Raw genomic sequence first — 18,189 nt, 5'->3', positions numbered from 1 at the left:
ATTAGCAACCCCCGTCACCCGCCCGTGCAACCGGGGTCCCCAAACCGCAAAACCTCAGGTCAGCAGGGTCAGCACGGTCTCCGAGTGCCGTCCCGGCGAGCGCGCGGTGCGGGCCTGCAGCCACGCCTCCAGGCGGTCCTCCGGCAGCGGCCGCGAGATCAGGTAGCCCTGGGCGACGTCACAGCCCATCGCCTCGAGCTGGTCGCGGGCCACGTCCTCCTCGACGCCCTCGGCGACCACCGTCAGGCCGAGCGAGTGCCCGAGCTCGACGATCGACCGGACCACCGCGAGGTCACCCAGGTCCGTGCCCATGCCGAGGACGAAGCTCTTGTCGATCTTGACCTGGTCGACCGGCAGCTGCCGCAGGTACGCGAGCGACGAATAGCCCGTCCCGAAGTCGTCCACCGCGAGGGTGATGCCCAGCGAGTGCAGCTCGCGCAGGATCGGCAGCGCCTTCTGCGGGTCGGACATCACGCCGGACTCGGTCAGCTCGAACGTCAGCAGCTCCGGCGGGATGCCGAAGTGCTCCAGCTCGCGGGCGACCTTGTTCGGGAAGTCCTCGTCGGCGAGGTTGCGCACCGAGAGGTTGACCGCCACCGAGATCCGCAGGCCCTCGTCGAGCCACTTGCGGCAGCGCTTCAACGCCTCGCCGAGCACGAACGACGTCAGGACGCCGATCAGGCCCGCCGCTTCGATGGCCGGGACGAACTCGTCCGGGCCGAGCCTGCCGAACTCCGGGTGCACCCAGCGGACCAGCGCCTCGACGCCCTGCACCTGCCGGTTCGGCAGGGTGATCTTCGGCTGGTAGTGCACGCTGACCTGGCCGTCCTCGAGGGACTGCCGGAACTGCGTCACCATCTGGAAGCGGCGCAGGAAGATCTGCCCCATGCTCGGGACGTAGCCGCGGACCTCTTCGCCGCCCTTCGTCGCGCGGACCGCGACGTCGGCGCGTTGCAGCAGGCCTTCGACGTCGACGACGTCGCCGGGTTCGTCCGTGGACGTCGTCGCGTAGCCGATCATCGCGTTCGCCTCGACCGAAAGCCGGTCGACCGGGTACGGCGCGGAGAGCTCCTGGCGCAGCCGTTCGGCCGCGTGGTGGGCGTCCTCCGGCGGGCAGCCGACGAGCAGTGCCGCGAAGGACGCGCCTTCGAGGCGGGCGAGCGGGACGTCGGGGCCGAGCGCGTCGCGGATGCGGCGGCCGGCGGCGACGACCATCCGGTCGGCCCAGGCGTAGCCCAGCGCGTCGCTGACCGTGGAGAAGACGTCGAGGTCGATCCTCAGCACCACGGCGTTGGCGAAGTCCCGCAGCGGCTCCTTCGCCACCTGGCGGAAGCCCTGCCGGTTGAGGTGGCCGGTGAGCGGGTCGTGGTAGGCGTCGTGGCGCAGTGTCGCCACCAGGCGCCGGTTGTCCAGCGACGTCGCGAGGTGGCTGGCCATCGTGCCGAGCAGCTGGACGTCGTACTTGCCGAAGCCACGCCAGCGGGACAGCCGGTCGTGCGCCTCGACGACGCCGAGCAGCCGGTTCGCGCTGCGCAGCGGGACGACGAGCGCCTCCTGCGCGCCGCGGTCGAGCAGCGCCGCGCGGACGTCCGGGTTGGCCTCGGTGATCCGGAAGTGCCGGACGTGCGCGCCGGGCAGCCGCAGCAGCGGGTCGTCGGCGGCGGGGTCGGCCGGTGGCAGGTCGTCGCCCGCGACGACGACCCGCATGGTGTCCTTCTGCTCCAGCCGCAGCCGCAGCACGACGCGGCCCGCGGCGAGCTGGTCCTTGATGCGCTCGGCGATCGTCGCCCACTCGCGGACGTCGACGCCGCCGACGAGCTCGTCGGCACCGCTGGCCGGGCGCGCCGCGGCCTGCTGGCCGGAGCGGGCCACCATCAGGCTGACGTCCGAGAGCGCCTCCATGTCCCGCTGCTCGCGCAGCAGGTCGGAGTACGCCCAGTACAGCGCGGTGAGACCGAGGAAGACGGCGAGCACCAGCGGCCACGCCTTGGGCGTGGTCGAGATGACGAGGTAGCCGGAGAGGCCGACGGACGCGTTGACGAAGCCGACGACGAGGATCCGCCCGGTCAGCCGGACGGCGGTGCTCACGCGCATCCGGCGCCGCAGCACGCGGACCGCGGCCAGCGCGAGCAGGGTGCTCACCAGCGGCGCGGTCAGGGTGCCCGCGAGCGCCGCGAGCCACGGGATCCGGTCACCGCTGCCGGCGAGGTACTTCACCAGCCCCGCGACCGCGAACGCGCCGGTGATCTCGAGCAGGAACGCGCCCGCGTTGTAGAGGACGCGGCCGGCGACCTTCCGCGCCAGCAGCGTGCCGATGCCGGCGATCAGGTGCGCGGCCAGCACGACCTCGAACGGCGCGATGAAGAACCCGATGACGAGCGGGATCTCGGTGAAGGAGATCGTCCAGGAGATGCCGCTGCGGACGTCGACGTTGATGCCGAGCTGCTCGGCGAGCAGGAAGGCGACCGCGAGCACCGGCCCGATCCACAGCAGCCGGTTGTCCCAGTGGAACGGCAGCCACGAGCCGACGGCGAACGCCGCGACGAGCCCGATGCTCAGGACGGTGAAGGTGTAGACGCGGAACCGGCGTTCGTCGGTGCGGGCTTCGGCGGAGGCGGGCTGCGGTGGTGTCCCGGAAGCGGCTCCCGGCCCGGGCTGCGCCTGCGCGACGGCGTCGCCGTGGGCGTTGGTGTCCGGCATCCGACCTTCCCTCCCGGCTTGTCCACCGGTGCTGATCCGTGACTTCGGGTGTGGACAAGGGCCATACCGTACCCCGGAGGGCGTACCCGTGTCCCTTTCGAGACAGTAAGAGATCACCCCAGGGTTAACAATGCCTCGAACGCGCTGACCTGCGTGGACCAGAGGGTGAAACGGAGCTTGAGCGGTCCTCTGTGCTCGCAGGACCCGGTAGCGCTTCAATGGCCCCATGCACAGCGATGTGATTGCCACCGAACACGCGGCGCGGCTCGCGGCGGTGGATCCCCTGCTCCCCGGTTCTTCCCCGTTCGAAGCGGCCGACAACGCCGTGGTGCTGGAGGTGGCGACCGGCGACTCGGCCGCGTCCGGCCTCGCCTCGCGCATCCAGGTCGACCAGGACGCCCCGAACGCGCCGTGGCGGGCGCTGACCGAGCACCGGCTCGACCTCCAGCTGGCCGGCCCGCACCCGGCGGGCGCCCTCGACGCGCTCCTCACACGATGGGATGAACATCTGCGCGCGGTCGCCGAACGCGGCGACACGGAGACCGCGGCGATCGTCCCGCGTGCCAGCCGGGACGCCGCCGGCGCGCGCGAAATGCTGCACCACGGCTTCGCGCCGCTGCGGGTGATCGCGGTGCGCCCGGCCGAGCGGATGATCCCGGCGGGCCCCCGCGGGACGCCGGGGGTCAAGATCCGCCGGGCCGAGCCCGGCGACCTCGAAACCGCCGTGGCGCTCGGCATGGAGCTGCACTCCTACGACGCCCAGTACGGCACGGTGAACTGGCGCACCGGCGTCGAGGACATCATGGCGAAGGACCTCGCCGAGCAGCTGAACCGGCCCGAGCCGCCGCTGTGGATCGCCGAGCTGTACGGCCGTCCGCTCGGCATGGTGAACGTCCAGCACCCCGGTGAGACCGGCTGGATCAGCGACCGCGTCGCCGCGACCCGCGTCGGCTACCTGTCGTCACTGGCCGTCGCCGAGGCCGCGCGGTCGTCCGGTGTCGGCACGGCGCTGGCCGCGCACGCGCACCACGTCCTGGACGAGGAAGGCGCCGACGTCGTCCTGCTGCACCACGCGGCGGCGAACCCGCTGTCGACGCCGTTCTGGTACGCGCAGGGCTACCGCCCGCTGTGGACGTACTGGCAGCGTCGACCAGCCGTTCGGTGAACCTCTGGAGGATTACCCTCGGTGCCCGGTCCTCATAGACTGGCTCCCGAACCGCGAGGGATGGGGAGCCAGCCGTGACCGAGCAGCGGGACGCCGCGCCGAGAGCGCCCGAAGGCGTCGACACCGAGAAGCCGTCCGCGGCCCGGATCTACGACTGGTACCTGGGCGGTACCCAGAACTGGGCCGTGGACCGCGAGTTCGGCCGGCGCATGGAGCAGCAGTGGCCGCTCGTGCGTCCCGGGTCGAAGCAGAACCGCGAGTTCATGAACCGCGCGGTGCGGGCGGCGCTGCGGGCCGGGATCCGGCAGTTCATCGACCTGGGCTCGGGGGTCCCGACGGCCGGGAACGTGCACGAGGTCGTCGAGGCCGAGCTCCCCGAAGACCACGACGCGAAGGTCGTCTACGTCGACTACGAGCCCGTCGCCGTCGCCCACGCGACGCTCATCCTCGAAGAAGGCATGGCGACCGACTGGGCCGGCATCGTCCAGGCCGACATGCGGGACGCGAAAGCCGTGCTGCGTGCCGAAGAGACTCGGCGGCTCATCGACTTCTCGAAGCCGGTCTGCCTGATCATGGCGGCGGTGCTGCACTTCGTCGGACCGGACGACGACCCCGAGGGGCTGCTCAAGGCGTACCGGGACAAGCTCGCGCCGGGCAGCTGGCTGGCGATCTCGCAGATGAGCGAGGGCGACGGCGCCGGCAAGCACCTGGACGGCCTGCGCTGGTTCGTCGAGCAGTACCGCAAGACGAGCAACCCGGTCTGGTTGCGCGACCGGGAGGAGATCGAGCCGCTGTTCGGCGACTGGACCATCCTCGAACCGGGCGTCGTGCACCTGCCGGACTGGCGGCCGGACCGGAAGATCAACGCCCTGGAGGCCGAGGCCCGCCCGTTCGCGTGGTGCGCCGTCGCGGAGAAACCGTGAGTGAAACCGCGCCGATCGCGCCCGCCGGGGTCGACACGGAGAAGCCGTCCGCGGCGCGCGTGTACGACTGGTACCTCGGCGGGAACCACCACTGGGCGGTCGACCGCGAGTTCGGCCGCCGCGTCGAGAAGCTGTGGCCGCTGATCCGGCCGATCTCGCGGCAGAACCGGGCGTTCATGAACCGGGTCGTCTCGGCGGCGGTGGACGCCGGCATCCGGCAGTTCGTCGACCTCGGCTCCGGCGTCCCGACGGCCGGGAACGTGCACGAAATCGTCCGTGACCGGCTGCCCGGCGGCGAACGGGCTTCGGTCGTCTACGTCGACTACGAGCCGGTGGCGGCGGCGCACTCGCGGCTGATCCTGGAACGCGAAGGCGCGTCGGACTGGGCCGGGCTCGTCGAGCGGGACATCCGCCGCCCGAAGGCGATCTTCGACGACGACGTCACGCGGGAGCTGATCGACTGGTCGCGGCCGGTGTGCCTGCTGATGATCACGGTCATGCACTTCATCGGGCCGTCCGACGAACCGGACGAGCTGATGGCGACGTACCGCTCCCGCCTGGCGCCGGGCAGCTGGCTCGCGCTGACGCACGGCACGTGCCGCGACGACGCCCCGCCGGCCCGCGCGGCGGAGGTCCGCCGGTTCATCGAGGCGTACCAGGACACGTCGAACCCGGCGTGGCTGCGCTCGGCCGAGGAGCTGCTCCCCTGGTTCGGCGGCTGGCCGCTGCTCCCGCCGGGGATGACGTCGCTGCCGGACTGGCGCCCCGAGACCCCGCCGACGCCGATCGACACCGAGACGCGTCCCTTCGCCTGGTGCGCCGTGGCGCGTCGACCAGGGCTCTGACCTGCACTTTTCTTGATCGCTGTGGGCGAACGCACTCTGGGAAACAAACATGCCCATCGGAGAGTTGAGCTAGGCAGACTCAACTACACGAGGAGTGCACATGTCCGACACCCGCCTCCTGCCCGTGCTCCCGCTCGATGACGACGTCGTGCTGCCGGGCATGGTCGTCCCGCTCGACCTCACCGACACCGAGACGCGGGCAGCGGTGGAGTCCGCCCAGGCCAAGACGCCGAACCAGGCGTCCTTCCCCGGCATCCGCTCTTCCGCGGCCAGCAAGGCCGAAGTCCTGATCGTCCCGCGCGTCCACGGCGAGTACGCCGAATTCGGCACCGTCGCGACGGTCGAGCGCATCGGCCGCGTCCCCGGTGGCAAGGCCGCCGTCCTGCTGCGCGGCACGGGCCGCGCGCTCGTCGGCCGGATCGCCGACGGCCCCGGCGCCGCCCGCTGGGTGCACGCCGAGGACGCCACCGAGACCACGGACGACCGGACCGCCAAGCTCGCGGCCGAATACAAGGCCGTCGTCATCTCGATCCTCCAGCAGCGCGGCGGCTGGCAGCTGATCGACGCCGTCCAGCAGGTCGAGGACGCTTCCGCGATCGCCGACCTGTCCGGCAACGCGCCGTACCTCGACACCGACCAGAAGCTCACCCTGCTGTCCACTTTGGACGTCAGCGCCCGGCTCGAGAAGGCCCTCGAGTGGAGCAAGGAGCACCTCGCGGAACTCGAGGTGACCGACACCATCCGCAAGGACGTCGCCGAGGGCATGGAGAAGCAGCAGAAGGAGTTCCTGCTGCGCCGCCAGCTCGAAGCCATCCGCAAGGAGCTCGGCGAGCTCGACGGCACCGCGCAGGACGACGACTACCGCGCCCGCGTCGAAGCCGCCGACCTGCCCGAGCACGTCAAGAAGGCCGCGTTGTCCGAAGTGGACAAGCTGGACCGCACGTCCGAGCAGTCCCCGGAAGGCGGCTGGATCCGCACCTGGCTGGACACCGTCCTGGAGCTGCCCTGGAACGAGCGCACCGAGGACGTCTACGACATCGCGGCGGCACGGGCCATTTTGGACGCCGACCACGCGGGTCTGGACGACGTCAAGGAACGCATCATCGAGTACCTGGCCGTGCGCAAGCGCCGTGCTGAATCGGGTCTCGGCCCGGTCGGCGGCCGTCGTTCCGGCGCTGTGCTCGCCCTCGCCGGTCCTCCCGGGGTCGGCAAGACGTCGCTGGGTGAGTCCGTCGCGAAGGCCATGGGCCGCAAGTTCGTCCGCGTCGCCCTCGGCGGCATCCGCGACGAGGCGGAGATCCGCGGTCACCGCCGCACCTACGTCGGCGCGCTGCCCGGCCGGATCGTCCGCGCCATCAAGGAAGCCGGCTCGATGAACCCGGTCGTGCTGCTCGACGAGATCGACAAGGTCGGCGCCGACTACCGCGGCGACCCGACCGCGGCGCTGCTCGAAGTGCTGGACCCGGAACAGAACCACACCTTCCGCGACCACTACCTCGAGGTCGAGCTGGACCTGTCCGACGTCGTGTTCCTGGCCACGGCCAACGCGTTGGAGACCATCCCCGGCCCACTGCTGGACCGCATGGAGCTCGTCACGCTGGACGGCTACACCGAACACGAGAAGGTCACCATCGCCCGCGACCACCTGCTCCCCCGCGAGCTGGAGCGAGCCGGGCTGGGCACGTCCGACGTCACACTGACCGACGCCGCGTTCAGCCGGATCGCCGCCGAGTACACCCGCGAGGCGGGCGTGCGCGACGCGAACCGGACGATCGCGAAGGTGCTGCGGAAGATCGCGACCAAGGTGGCACTGGACGAGGTTTCGCTGCCGCTTTCGGTCGATGCTTCGGACCTGGAGACGTACCTGGGCCGTCCGCGGCACATCCCGGAGTCGTCGCTGCCGGCGTCGACGCAGCGCACGGCGACCCCGGGCGTGGCGACGGGCCTCGCGGTGACCGGTGCCGGCGGTGACGTCCTCTACATCGAGGCGTCGCTGGCGGACCAGGAGTCCGGCGCGTCCGGGCTGCAGCTGACCGGCCAGCTCGGCGACGTGATGAAGGAGTCGGTGCAGATCGCGCTGTCCTACCTGCGGTCGCACGGCGCGGAGCTGGAGCTGCCGGTGGGCGACCTGCGCAACCGCGGCATCCACGTCCACGTCCCGGCGGGCGCGGTCCCGAAGGACGGGCCGTCGGCGGGTATCACGATGACGACGGCGCTGGCGTCGCTGCTCTCCGGCCGCGTGGTCCGCGCGGACGTCGCGATGACCGGCGAGGTGTCGCTGACCGGGCGTGTGCTGCCGATCGGCGGCGTCAAGCAGAAGCTGCTGGCCGCGCACCGGGCGGGGATGAAGACGGTGATCATCCCGCAGCGCAACGAGCCGGACCTCGACGACGTCCCGGCCGAGGTGCTGGCCGAGCTGGACGTCCACGCGGTGGCGAACGTCCGCGAGGTCCTCGACCTCGCCCTGACCCCGGCTTCGACGCCGGTTTCCCAGGCGGCGTAACCCCGAGCGCCGCCCCTCGAAGAACGGCCGGTTTCCCTCTCCCCCCAAGGGAAACCGGCCGTTCTCACGTTTCAGAGCCGCCGGGCGGCGATCAGGTACCCGGTGCCGAGCCAGCGCTTCGCGCCGCGGGCGATGGTCGTCTCGGGGTGGGCGCGCCAGGAACGGTCCCAACGGCGGGCCAGGCGGTCGAACGGCGGCACCGACGCGGTGACGTCGTAGGCGATGACGTCTTCCGGCTGCAGGCCCGCGCGCCACAGGAGTTCCCGCAGGCGCCGCGGGGTGAGGGCGACGATCCCGGTGCGGCGGGCCCCGTGCCGTCTCGACGGCGGGACACCGACGGCGCGTTCCAGGGCGCCGAGGGTGCGGCGGGCGGGCCAGAAGACGCCCCATTCGAAGAGCCGGTACGGGCTCTTGGGGTTCAGCATGGTCGCGACGACGAGCCCGCCGGGCCGGGTGACCCGCGCGACTTCGTGCAGGGCGAGTGCCGCGTCGGTGTACTCGAGGACGCCCATGGCGAGGACGACGTCGAAGGAGCGGTCGGCGAACGGCATCTCCTGGATGTCGCCGACGGACAGCCGCACCTCGGTACCGGTACGCGCGGCCACGGCGTCGATCATCGCGGGGGACTGGTCGCAGGCGGTGATGCGGAAGTCGCCGGGCCGGGTGTCGAGCAGGTGGCGCACCATCATCCCCGGCCCGCAGCCGACGTCGAGCAGGTCTCCGCCGGGGCAGTGGCCGAGGATCTGGTCGATCGCGTGGCGTCGCGAATGGTGGTAGCGAGCGGTGGGTCCCCATCCGGCGTGGTCGTTCGCGTAGCCGGCGACGAGCGCGGGCTCGGCGTACTGCACCCGGACGCGTTCTTCCCGGATGGGTCGCATGGTCGCGGTAGTGGACATGTGCTCCTCCAACGGCTCGGTGAAATCCCCGGAAGCCCTGCACCCCAGCCTGGGGTCGAGTCGCTCAAGAAGCCTGTTACGCCGGATCCGGTACGTTTCAGAAATCAGGTCGAAAGGCGGAACGAACCTTCCCCCGAATCGTCCATCGAAGTCATCCGAATCGTCGGCCCACCGGACACCCCCGGATCACCGGAAGATATTCCCCAAATAACGCATAGCCGACGAACAGCCCCGATGCGTCCGGCTTGCGCCAGGAAAGGCGCCACACAACGCGCCACGAACGAGCAATGAATCGAACCTCGCGACTCACTGGAAATACGGGATCGTCACCGTAGGAGCAAATAGCTGAGTTGACCGCACCCAACCGCGAAATACCTACGCCAATCGAGCGACAGCAGCGGACATCCGCCACACCGAGACAAGGAGTGTCAGGCCACCCGACGAAGAGAGCCCTGCCTGCGACTTCCGACGCGGGTAGCGATGTGGGCCGGACACAGCCTGTCCGTCCTGCTGCGGGTGTACGCGAAGTGTCTGGACGGCGGTGAACAGGCCACGCGAGACCGGGTCGAGTGAGCCCTCACCGGTCGGTAGTCCCTCCGGAAAGCGTGGGCACATGTGGGGCGAACAGCCGCCGAAGCCTGCATACGGTCGCACACAGCCACACAACGCAGTACGACCCCATGACCATGTTCATGCTGGTCATGGGGTCGTATCTGGTGGTGTGGCGGGTGAGGGATTCGAACCCCCGTAGGCAATGCCAACTGGTTTACAGCCAGTCCCCTTTGGCCACTCGGGTAACCCGCCCAGGCCGGTCGTACCGGCCGGGGAGAAGCTTACCCAAGGCCCCTGGGCGGGGGTCAACCGGGATACCCCTGCCCCGGTGGGGGCTAGGCTGGGTGGCCCCTGACTAGCGAGTACGAGGTGTGAGGACACGTGGCGGATCCCTCTTTCGACGTCGTGAGCAAGGTCGACCGCCAGGAGGTGGACAACGCGCTGAACCAGGCGAGCAAGGAGCTCGGGACGCGGTTCGACTTCCGCGGTACCGGCACGGCGATCAGCTGGGCCGGTGAGGAGGCGATCGCGATCGAGTCGGAGACCGAGGAGCGTGCGCTGGCCGCGGTGGAGGTGTTCAAGGAGAAGCTGATCAAGCGCAGCATCTCGCTGAAGGCCTTCGAAGCGGGCGAGCCGGCGCTGTCGGGCAAGATCTACAAGATCTCGGGCAAGATCCTGCAGGGCATCGCCTCGGACAAGGCGAAGCAGATCGCGAAGTTCATCCGCGACGAAGGCCCCAAGGGCGTGCAGGCCCAGATCCAGGGCGACCAGCTGCGCGTCTCGGGCAAGAAGAAGGACCAGCTGCAGGAGGTCATCGCCCTGCTGAAGGGCAAGGACTTCGAGATCGCGCTGCAGTTCACCAACTACCGGTGACGCCGCCGCGGGCACCCGGTTCCCGGGTGCCCGCACCCGCGTGACATGGGCCATAGGCCGGCCGATCGAACGGCCAGTCGGCCGAGTCTTCGGCGACGAGCCGCCCGGTGGGCAGGTACGCGAGCTTCGGTATCTCACGCAAGGTCGCCTGGCCGAATTCCCACGCTGTCCAGGGCGTCTTGCGGTAGTTCTCACTCACCACAGCCACGAACACCGAAGCGCCGAACAACCCTCGGCGAACCGATTCGAGCCTGCCGAGGCCGGACGCCGGCCAGTCCAGGTCGTCCACGTAGACCTCGCAGAACCCGGAAAGGTCCTTGCGCAGCCGAACGAGGTCATCCAGCGTGTTGTCCGCCCGCGCGTAGCTGACGAAGACGCTCACCCGGACCCCGCGCTCACGATCTGGAGCAAGTCGAGCGAGTAGGCCGCCGACGCCACGCCGACCACCAACGCAAGCAGGAGGTAATAGATCATCGAAGTGTTGAACGCCGCCCGGAACCACCCCACCGGAGCGACTTCTTGGATGTGGCGGTACCCCTCCGCGCACCGTGCCGCGCGCCGAATCCAGATGTCCTTCATCAGAACACGAAGACGACGCTGGTAGTAGAAGCTGAACGCGTCGGCGACCCAGAAGGCGAAGATGATCACGAAACCCGTCACGAAGACGGCCGGATTCAGCTTCTTGTCACTGAAGGTGGCCACCAGCACACCGGCTGGGACGAGGACGGTCGCACACAGCTTCTTCAACTCGAAGCACGAGTCGGCTGCCTTCAGCGTGGCAGCGTGCAGCTGGTCCAGTTGCTCTTTGTCCAACGCGTCGGGAGACGGTCCGTCCGGAACCTCGGCCAGCCGGGCCTTCGGGTGCGTCGGCTTCCGGAGTTCACGCACGACCCAGGCGGATACTCCGAGAACAGCGATCATCGTCGCGGCGCGCCTGCCCGAGCTGTCCACCGCGTCAGTCTGCCCGAATACCGCTTTGCAGTTCCACCGAGCGGGACCCGCCACTCCGCTCAGGACGGTGTCAGCGTCCAGCTCGCGTCGTAGCCTTCCACCATCAGGTACGCCGGGCCGCGGACGTCGCGTTCGGCCTGCAGGTCGCCGATCTGGTTGACCAGGAGGTCGCGTTTCCGCGGGGAGTTCACCCACAACGCCGTGGCGCCGTGGGTCTTCACCGTGAACCGGACGTGCGTCACGCCGTCCGGGAGTTTCAGGACCGCGTCGCCCTTGCCCTTCGCCGGTTTGCCCGGCTCCGCCGTCGGCAGGCTGCGGTAGTCCGTGATCGTCGCCGTCCACGCCGCGTTCGCGTGGACCGTCACCCTCGTCGTCGGCCGGCCCTCGTACGTGTTCAGCCACGTCGTGCCCTTGTACGCGCCGATCGCGTTGACCAGGCCGTGCTCGCCGCCGTCCGTGTCGACCATCACGTTGGCCGAGCACTTCGGGCACTCGAACGTGAAGAAGCCCAGCTGGTCCGCCGGCCAGCTGGTGGCGAACTCGCCGCTGCCCTTGCCCGTGTGCGTTTCGGTCGGCACTTCGTGCGGGACGGGCGGGGTCGGCAGCGTGGAGGTGGCCGTCGGCGGCGGGGCGCCGGTCGGGTCCTCCACGATCTCGCCCAAGCCGGTGCCGGGCGCGCACGCCGAGGCCAGCACCACCAGCGACAGGCAGGACAGCCTGAGTTTCATCGTTCCCCCTCGAGGCCGCCACCGGCCCCTCCCGTGATCTTTCGACGGCCCTCACCGCGGCGTTACCGTCACCCGAACGCGCGAATGCGCGGCGTGACCATCGCCCCACCCGGCGTGTTGTAATCGCGCCGTCACCGCGTGGAGAGGGGTCGAGGATGCGCCGCTTGCTCGTCTTCGTGCTGACGCTCACGTCCGTCGCGGCGATGCTGACGCCGGCGGGCGCCGCCGAGCGCAAGCAGCTCGTGCCCGGCTTCGGCGCCTACGCGCGGCTGATCCGGCTCGAGCACTCCGTCGTCGGCCGCGGGTCCATCGTCGCCACGCTGACCAGCGAAGACGGCGGTGGCAAGTTCACCCCCGTCCTGGAGAGCACCGACGAGGGCGAGTCGTTCCACGAGATCGGTGAGATCCACGACGGCGAGGGCCGGTCCGGCATGTGCTGCGGCACCGTCTACGAGCTGCCGCAGCGCGTCGGCAAGCTCCGGGCCGGGACGCTGCTGTGGGCCGCGTCCTACCGGCAGGACGCCGGGCCGCAGCGCCGTGTCGGGATCCGCGTCTGGGCCAGCCGGGACGGCGGTCGTTCGTGGACCTTCCTGTCCGAGGCCGCGCGGTCGCACAACATCGACGGCATCTGGGAGCCGGAGTTCACCGTCGACGCCGGCGGCACGCTGTGGCTCCACTTCGCCGACGAGACGCAGGCGCCGAGGTACGCGCAGGTGCTCAACCGGGTCGCCTCGACCGACGGCGTGACCTGGGGCACCAAGCAGCTCACCATGGCGATCCCGCCGGACCGCGTCCGCCCCGGCATGCCGATCATCCGGCGGCTGCCGGACGGCCGGTACTACTTCGCCTACGAGATCTGCAACTTCCGCGACCGCTACTGCGACCCGTACTTCAAGATCTCGCCCGACGGCGCCAACTGGGGCGATCCGGCCGACCCCGGCACCCGGGTCGAAACCGCCAACGGCAACTACTTCCAGCACGCGCAGACGATCACGCTGTTCCCCGGCGGCCCGAACGGTGTGCGGATCGTCATGGTCGGGCAGATCTACACCGATGCCAAGGGCGAGCCGCAGCCGCGGAACGGCCAGGTGCTGCTGGCGAACGACGACTTCGGCAGCGGCCACTGGTACGAGCTGCCCGCTCCCGTGCACATCACCCGCATCTGGAACAACTTCTGCCCCAACTACTCCTCGACGCTGCTGCCGGTCGACGACGGCAGGAACGTGCTGGAGATCGCCACCGAGGACAACGGCGGCTGCCGGGCCTACTTCGGCAAGGGACCGGCCTTCTAGGCTTTCTTCACTTGGACACGAACCCCGGCCCGTAGGGTGGGGCGGTCGGAGCCGCCGAGGAGAGGGAGACAGTCCATGAAGGGCATCGTGCTGGCCGGAGGCAGCGGGACCCGCCTGCACCCGATCACCCAGGCGGTGTCGAAGCAGCTGCTCCCGGTCTACGACAAGCCGATGGTGTACTACCCGATCTCGGTGCTGATGCTGGCCGGGATCCGCGAGATCCTCGTCATCTCCACCCCCACCGACCTGCCGATGTTCCGCAGGCTGCTGGGCAACGGCGACCAGTTCGGCGTCTCGTTCTCCTACGCCGAGCAGCCCATCCCGAACGGCCTGGCCGAGGCCTTCGTGATCGGCGCGGACTTCATCGGCGACGACGACGTGGCGCTCGTGCTCGGCGACAACATCTTCTACGGCCAGGGCTTCTCCAGCCGCCTGCAGCAGGCCGTGCGCGAGCTCGACGGCTGCGTCCTGTTCGGCTACCCGGTCAAGGACCCCGAGCGCTACGGCGTCGGCGAGGTCGGCCCGGACGGCAAGCTGCTCACGATCGAGGAAAAGCCGGCGAAGCCGCGGTCGAACAAGGCGATCACCGGGCTGTACTTCTACGACAACCAGGTCGTCGACATCGCCCGCTCGCTGACGCCGTCGGCGCGCGGTGAGCTCGAAATCACCGACGTCAACCTCACCTACGTGCGCCAGGACCGCGCCACGCTGGTCGAGCTCAGCCGCGGGTTCGCCTGGCTCGACACCGGCACGCACGACTCGCTGCTGGAGGCGGGCCAGTTCGTGCAGGTGCTGGAGCACCGCACCGGCGTGCGCATCGCGTGCCTCGAAGAGATCGCGCTGCGCATGGGCTTCATCGACGCCGACGAGTGCTACGCGCTGGGCGAGAAGCTGGCGAAGTCCGGCTACGGCGACTACGTGAAGGCCGTCGCCGTCGCGGCGGGGGCCTCCGCTTAGAACCCGCGGCGGGCCATCTCTTCGAGCCGGCGGATCCGGTCGGAGATCGGCGGGTGGGTCGAGAACAGCTTGCTGAGGCCTTCGCCGGGGCGGAACGGGTTCGCGATCATCAGGTGCGACTGCGAGACCAGCTGCGGCTCCGCCACCAGCGGACGCGCCCGCGTCCCGGCCTCCAGCTTCCGCAGCGCCGAGGCCAGGCCCAGCGGGTCGCCGGTCAGCTCCGCGCCGGACGCGTCGGCCTGGTACTCCCGCGACCGGCTGACGCCCATCCGGATGACCGCGGCCGCGATCGGCCCGACGAAGATCAGCAGCAGGCTGAGCAGGGGGTTCCCGTCGCGGTTGTTGCCGCCGAAGAACAGGGCGATGTTCGCGAGCACGCTGATCACGCTGGCCAGCGCGCCGGCCACGCACGAGATCAGGATGTCGCGGTTGTAGACGTGGGACAGCTCGTGGCCGAGCACCGCGCGCAGCTCACGCTCGTCCAGCAGCTCGAGGATGCCGGTCGTGCAGCACACCGCGGCGTGGCGCGGGCTGCGGCCGGTCGCGAACGCGTTGGGCGCGACGGTCGGGCTGATGTAGAGCTGCGGCATCGGCTGGCGGGCGACCTGCGCGAGCTCGCGCACGATCCGGTACATCGCGGGCTGCTCGACCTCGGACACCGGCCGCGCCCGCATCGCGCGCAACGCCAGCTTGTCCGAGTTGAAGTAGGCGAACGCGTTCATCCCCAGGGCGATGACCAGGCCGATGACCAGGGCACCCCGGCCGAAGAGCCCGCTGATCGCGACGATGATCGCCGACAGCAGGCCGAGCAGCAATGCCGTCTTGAGTCCGTTCTGGTGCCCGTGCACGCGCGCTCGCCTCCGTCCGCTCTTCAAGTGGGTTACCCAGTGGAAACAACGCGATCGGGGGACGCGAAGTTCCTTCACGTGATGATGGCGCGGGTTACGCTCCGGAGACCAGTTGATCACGAGCGGAGGCGGCTGGAGCACGAGAGGAAGCGGCGATGCCAGGTGGCCTGCTACGCCGGAGAACCCTGTTCACGCTGGTCACGGCGGGTGCCGGGGTCCTCGCGCTGCCCGGGGCCGCCCAGGCGGAGGACGTCCGGTCGATCGACGTCGGCGGGGCGCCGGACCGCGTCGCGGTGAACCCCGTCACCGGCTTCGGCTACGTCACCGATCCCCAGGCCGGGACGGTGTCGGTCGTGGATCCCCGCAGCGCGTCGGTCGACGAGGTGATCCACGTCGGCGGCGAACCCCGCGACGTCGCGGTCGACGCGGAGGCCGGCCGGATCTACGTCGCGAACCCGCCGGCGGGCACCGTGGTGGTGCTGGACGGCCGGACCCACGACCTGGTGAGCGTGGTCGGCGCGGGCGCCGGCGCGTCGGCGCTCGCCGTCGACGAGCGGGCCGACCGCGTCTACGCGGCCAGCGGCAGCACCGGCACGCTGGCCGTGCTCGACGGCGTCAGCTGCACGCTGGCGGCCCTCGTGCCGGGCCCGAAGCCGGGTCTCGCCGGGATCGGCGTCGACCCCGGCCGCAAGCTCGCCTACTGCGCCAGCACCACCACGGATTCGGTCGAGGTCTTCTCGATCGACACCGGGAAGTTCGTCGCTTCGGTGAAGGTGGGGCGGAATCCGACGGGTGTCGCGGTGCACCACGAGAGCGGCACGGTGTACGTCGCGAACTCCGGCATCCACCACATGTCCATTGTGGACGCCGGGACGCGGACCGAGCGCAAGACCGTGCTGCTGCGCAGTGAATCGTCCGCGCTGGCCGTGCACCAGGGCACGAACACGGTGTACACCAACGGCGGGCAGAACGGGCTGAGCCGGGTCGACGGCGCGGCCGGCACGTTGAGCGGCGAGCTGTCGCTGGGCATCAACCCCGGCGCCGTCGCCGTCGACCAGCGCACGCGCACGGTGTGGGTCACGGACCCGTTGCACGGCAGGGTCTTCCTCGTCAGCGACTTCTGAACGGCAGCTCTTCGCCGGAGCCGGTTCCGCCGTTCAGCCGTCCTTGGCGACCACGCGGGTCAGCGCCGCGATGCCGATGCCGGCGACCGCCACCACGATGCCGGTGACCAGCCAGCCCAGCAGCGCCAGCACCACGCCGGTGACCGCGAAGAGGGCGAATTCCAGCAGGAACCGGGCCGGTTCCGGGAGGCGTCGGCGCGCCCGCGGCGCGATGAACAGGCCCCAGAGCGCGGCGGCCGCCACCGGCAGCAGGACCGCGTCGACGATCGCCAGCGCCAGTCCGCTGCCGAGCTGGGTGCCTGCCAGGGCCAGACCGCCCAGGAGCGCCAGCTCGGTGAGGAAGCGGACCGTCAGCACCACGCCCCTGAACCCGCTGAGGCGGGGGCCCGTCTCCGATGTCATCCGGCCAGCCTAGGGGTGGTCCACTGTGGACGTTACGGGTCCGGACGGGTACCCTGGGTGATCTCTGCCACAGTTTGCCGTCCCAAGTTGCGGTTCCGAATCGGTCCACCACGGCGCCGCGCCTCGGTGTAACGGCGATCCGCTCCTGCTCGACGTGTCTAACGCACATCGCGACCGCGAGCCAAGGAGCCTGGTAGATGACCACATGTCGACTCTGCGGTTCGACAAACACGGCCAGTGTCGTCGACCTCGGCGCGACTCCCCCGTGTGAGCGATTTTTGACGGCGGAGCAGCTCGACGAGCCGGAAGCCACCTTCCCGCTCCACCTGAAGGTGTGCACCGACTGCTGGCTGGCCCAGATCCCGCCGCTGATCGACCCCGACGACACCTTCACCGAGTACGCGTACTTCTCGTCCTTCTCGACGTCGTGGGTCGAGCACGCGAAGCGCTTCGTCGACGGCGCGGCCGAGCGGCTCGGGCTCGGCGAGAAGTCCTTCGTCGTCGAGGTCGCCAGCAACGACGGATACCTGCTCAAGCACGTCGTCGAACGCGGGATCCGGTGTCTGGGCGTCGAACCTTCGGTGAACGTCGGGCAGGCGGCGCGCGACGCCGGCGTGCCCACCCTGACGGCCTTCCTCTCCGAGGAGACCGGCCTCAAGGTGCGCGAAGAGCACGGCCCGGCGGACCTCGTGGCCGCGAACAACGTCTACGCGCACATCCCCGACGTCCTCGGCTTCACCAAGGGCCTGCGCGCCCTGGTCGCCGACGACGGCTGGGTCTCCATCGAGGTCCAGCACCTGCTCACGCTGATCGAGAAGAACCAGTACGACACGATCTACCACGAGCACTTCCAGTACTACACGGTCGAATCCGCGCGCCGGGCACTGGCGACCGGCGGCCTGACCGTGGTCGACGTCGAGCTCCTGCCGACGCACGGCGGGTCGATCCGGCTCTGGGCGCGGCCTGCCGAGGTGGCCGGCGAGCCCAGCGAGCGGATGACCGACGTGCTGGAGCGGGAGAAGTCCGCCGGGCTGCACGAGCTGTCCGGGTACACCGAGTTCGCCGAGCGCGTCACCCGTGTGCGGCTGGACCTGCTGAAGTTCCTCATCGAGGCGCGCAACGACGGGAAGACCGTCGTCGGCTACGGCGCCCCGGGCAAGGGCAACACCCTGCTGAACCACTGCGGCATCCGGACGGACCTGCTGCAGTACACGGTCGACCGCAACCCGTACAAGCACGGCCGGTTCACCCCGGGCACCCGGATCCCGGTGCTGCCCCCGGAGCGCATCGAAGCCGACCGGCCCGACTACGTGCTCGTCCTCCCGTGGAACCTCCGGGAGGAACTGACCGAACAACTCTCCTACATCGGGGCTTGGGGCGGAAAGCTCGTGTTCCCGATCCCCCACCTGGAAATCGTCGAGGTGCAGTGA

The 18,189-nt window shown here is 70.1% G+C and carries 16 protein-coding genes and 1 tRNA gene; 9 read left to right on the top strand and 8 right to left on the bottom strand.

What is annotated here, in order from left to right; genetic code table 11:
* Positions 1–54: 54 nt before the first annotated feature.
* On the bottom strand, positions 55–2,700 hold the full coding sequence (locus tag AB0G28_RS01880) for an EAL domain-containing protein (RefSeq protein ID WP_361081981.1): 2,646 nt from the start codon (positions 2,698–2,700) through the stop codon (positions 55–57).
* A 226-nt stretch (positions 2,701–2,926) separates the two neighbouring features.
* Here AB0G28_RS01880 and AB0G28_RS01875 point away from each other — a divergent pair, with 226 nt between their 5' ends.
* The 4 genes from AB0G28_RS01875 to lon all read left to right on the top strand — a co-directional run bounded on the left by AB0G28_RS01875 (position 2,927) and on the right by lon (position 8,136).
* Positions 2,927–3,865 (top strand): GNAT family N-acetyltransferase, encoded by a 939-nt coding sequence (locus AB0G28_RS01875; protein ID WP_361081979.1) that lies wholly within the window; start codon positions 2,927–2,929, stop codon positions 3,863–3,865.
* 74 nt (positions 3,866–3,939) lie between these two features.
* Positions 3,940–4,788: an SAM-dependent methyltransferase gene (locus tag AB0G28_RS01870; RefSeq protein ID WP_361081977.1), complete on the top strand. Its 849-nt coding sequence runs from the start codon at positions 3,940–3,942 to the stop codon at positions 4,786–4,788.
* Complete coding sequence (locus tag AB0G28_RS01865) at positions 4,785–5,633, top strand: SAM-dependent methyltransferase (RefSeq protein ID WP_361081975.1); 849 nt, start codon at positions 4,785–4,787, stop codon at positions 5,631–5,633. Before AB0G28_RS01870 ends, AB0G28_RS01865 begins: the two co-directional genes overlap by 4 nt.
* Positions 5,634–5,733: 100 nt before the next feature.
* Positions 5,734–8,136, top strand: a complete 2,403-nt coding sequence (gene lon / locus AB0G28_RS01860; RefSeq protein ID WP_361081973.1) for an endopeptidase La — start codon at positions 5,734–5,736, stop codon at positions 8,134–8,136.
* A 71-nt stretch (positions 8,137–8,207) separates the two neighbouring features.
* On the opposite strand, the gene AB0G28_RS01855 is transcribed toward lon, so the two are convergent.
* Both AB0G28_RS01855 and AB0G28_RS01850 read right to left on the bottom strand, forming a co-directional pair.
* Entirely contained in the window at positions 8,208–9,032 is an 825-nt protein-coding gene (locus AB0G28_RS01855; RefSeq protein WP_361081971.1) for a class I SAM-dependent methyltransferase, read from the bottom strand.
* A gap of 722 nt (positions 9,033–9,754) precedes the next feature.
* Positions 9,755–9,836: transfer RNA gene (locus AB0G28_RS01850), tRNA-Tyr, on the bottom strand.
* Between the two features lie 129 nt (positions 9,837–9,965).
* On the opposite strand from AB0G28_RS01850, the gene AB0G28_RS01845 reads away from it, so the two are divergent.
* Positions 9,966–10,457, top strand: a complete 492-nt coding sequence (locus AB0G28_RS01845) for a YajQ family cyclic di-GMP-binding protein (protein WP_361081969.1) — start codon at positions 9,966–9,968, stop codon at positions 10,455–10,457.
* Here AB0G28_RS01845 and AB0G28_RS01840 read toward each other — a convergent pair.
* The 3 genes from AB0G28_RS01840 to AB0G28_RS01830 are packed head-to-tail and all read right to left on the bottom strand — an operon-like array spanning position 10,441 to position 12,136.
* Positions 10,441–10,839, bottom strand: a complete 399-nt coding sequence (locus tag AB0G28_RS01840; protein ID WP_361081967.1) for a toll/interleukin-1 receptor domain-containing protein — start codon at positions 10,837–10,839, stop codon at positions 10,441–10,443. The genes AB0G28_RS01845 and AB0G28_RS01840 overlap by 17 nt on opposite strands.
* Positions 10,836–11,408 carry a hypothetical protein gene (locus tag AB0G28_RS01835; RefSeq protein WP_361081965.1) on the bottom strand — a complete coding sequence of 191 codons (573 nt, stop codon included), beginning with the start codon at positions 11,406–11,408 and terminating at the stop codon, positions 10,836–10,838. Before AB0G28_RS01835 ends, AB0G28_RS01840 begins: the two co-directional genes overlap by 4 nt.
* A 59-nt stretch (positions 11,409–11,467) precedes the next feature.
* Complete coding sequence (locus tag AB0G28_RS01830; RefSeq protein ID WP_361081963.1) at positions 11,468–12,136, bottom strand: hypothetical protein; 669 nt, start codon at positions 12,134–12,136, stop codon at positions 11,468–11,470.
* Positions 12,137–12,291: 155 nt separating this feature from the next.
* Between AB0G28_RS01830 and AB0G28_RS01825 the strand changes: the two genes are divergently transcribed.
* Together AB0G28_RS01825 and rfbA are read left to right on the top strand one after the other, a co-directional pair.
* Positions 12,292–13,428 carry a sialidase family protein gene (locus AB0G28_RS01825; RefSeq protein WP_361081962.1) on the top strand — a complete coding sequence of 379 codons (1,137 nt, stop codon included), beginning with the start codon at positions 12,292–12,294 and terminating at the stop codon, positions 13,426–13,428.
* A gap of 75 nt (positions 13,429–13,503) precedes the next feature.
* Positions 13,504–14,385 (top strand): glucose-1-phosphate thymidylyltransferase RfbA, encoded by an 882-nt coding sequence (rfbA, locus tag AB0G28_RS01820; protein WP_361081960.1) that lies wholly within the window; start codon positions 13,504–13,506, stop codon positions 14,383–14,385.
* Here the strand turns inward: rfbA and htpX are convergent.
* Positions 14,382–15,233 carry a zinc metalloprotease HtpX gene (gene htpX, locus AB0G28_RS01815; protein WP_361081958.1) on the bottom strand — a complete coding sequence of 284 codons (852 nt, stop codon included), beginning with the start codon at positions 15,231–15,233 and terminating at the stop codon, positions 14,382–14,384. The genes rfbA and htpX overlap by 4 nt on opposite strands.
* Positions 15,234–15,388: 155 nt before the next feature.
* Between htpX and AB0G28_RS01810 the strand changes: the two genes are divergently transcribed.
* A complete protein-coding gene (locus AB0G28_RS01810) occupies positions 15,389–16,357 on the top strand; it encodes a YncE family protein (protein ID WP_361081956.1) in 969 nt (322 codons plus the stop codon).
* 33 nt (positions 16,358–16,390) lie between these two features.
* Here the strand turns inward: AB0G28_RS01810 and AB0G28_RS01805 are convergent, their stop codons facing one another.
* Positions 16,391–16,759 (bottom strand): YrdB family protein, encoded by a 369-nt coding sequence (locus AB0G28_RS01805; protein WP_361081954.1) that lies wholly within the window; start codon positions 16,757–16,759, stop codon positions 16,391–16,393.
* A 197-nt stretch (positions 16,760–16,956) separates the two neighbouring features.
* Between AB0G28_RS01805 and AB0G28_RS01800 the strand changes: the two genes are divergently transcribed.
* Positions 16,957–18,189, top strand: coding sequence for a class I SAM-dependent methyltransferase (locus AB0G28_RS01800; protein ID WP_361081952.1), 1,233 nt, complete (start codon positions 16,957–16,959; stop codon positions 18,187–18,189).

The sequence above is a fragment of the Amycolatopsis sp. NPDC021455 genome, assembly GCF_040640995.1.
Taxonomy (GTDB): domain Bacteria; phylum Actinomycetota; class Actinomycetes; order Mycobacteriales; family Pseudonocardiaceae; genus Amycolatopsis.
This window is presented reverse-complemented; position numbering and strand designations above follow the sequence as displayed.

What these genes read in the sequence shown, in the direction of transcription:
- lon (WP_361081973.1), top strand. Translation starts at nt 5,734, where the DNA reads ATGTCCGACACCCGCCTCCTGCCCGTGCTCCCGCTCGATGACGACGTC.
- AB0G28_RS01800 (WP_361081952.1), top strand. Translation starts at nt 16,957, where the DNA reads ATGACCACATGTCGACTCTGCGGTTCGACAAACACGGCCAGTGTCGTC.
- AB0G28_RS01805 (WP_361081954.1), bottom strand. Translation starts at nt 16,759, where the DNA reads ATGACATCGGAGACGGGCCCCCGCCTCAGCGGGTTCAGGGGCGTGGTG.
- rfbA (WP_361081960.1), top strand. Translation starts at nt 13,504, where the DNA reads ATGAAGGGCATCGTGCTGGCCGGAGGCAGCGGGACCCGCCTGCACCCG.
- AB0G28_RS01855 (WP_361081971.1), bottom strand. Translation starts at nt 9,032, where the DNA reads ATGTCCACTACCGCGACCATGCGACCCATCCGGGAAGAACGCGTCCGG.
- AB0G28_RS01830 (WP_361081963.1), bottom strand. Translation starts at nt 12,136, where the DNA reads ATGAAACTCAGGCTGTCCTGCCTGTCGCTGGTGGTGCTGGCCTCGGCG.
- AB0G28_RS01880 (WP_361081981.1), bottom strand. Translation starts at nt 2,700, where the DNA reads ATGCCGGACACCAACGCCCACGGCGACGCCGTCGCGCAGGCGCAGCCC.
- AB0G28_RS01875 (WP_361081979.1), top strand. Translation starts at nt 2,927, where the DNA reads ATGCACAGCGATGTGATTGCCACCGAACACGCGGCGCGGCTCGCGGCG.
- AB0G28_RS01810 (WP_361081956.1), top strand. Translation starts at nt 15,389, where the DNA reads ATGCCAGGTGGCCTGCTACGCCGGAGAACCCTGTTCACGCTGGTCACG.
- AB0G28_RS01825 (WP_361081962.1), top strand. Translation starts at nt 12,292, where the DNA reads ATGCGCCGCTTGCTCGTCTTCGTGCTGACGCTCACGTCCGTCGCGGCG.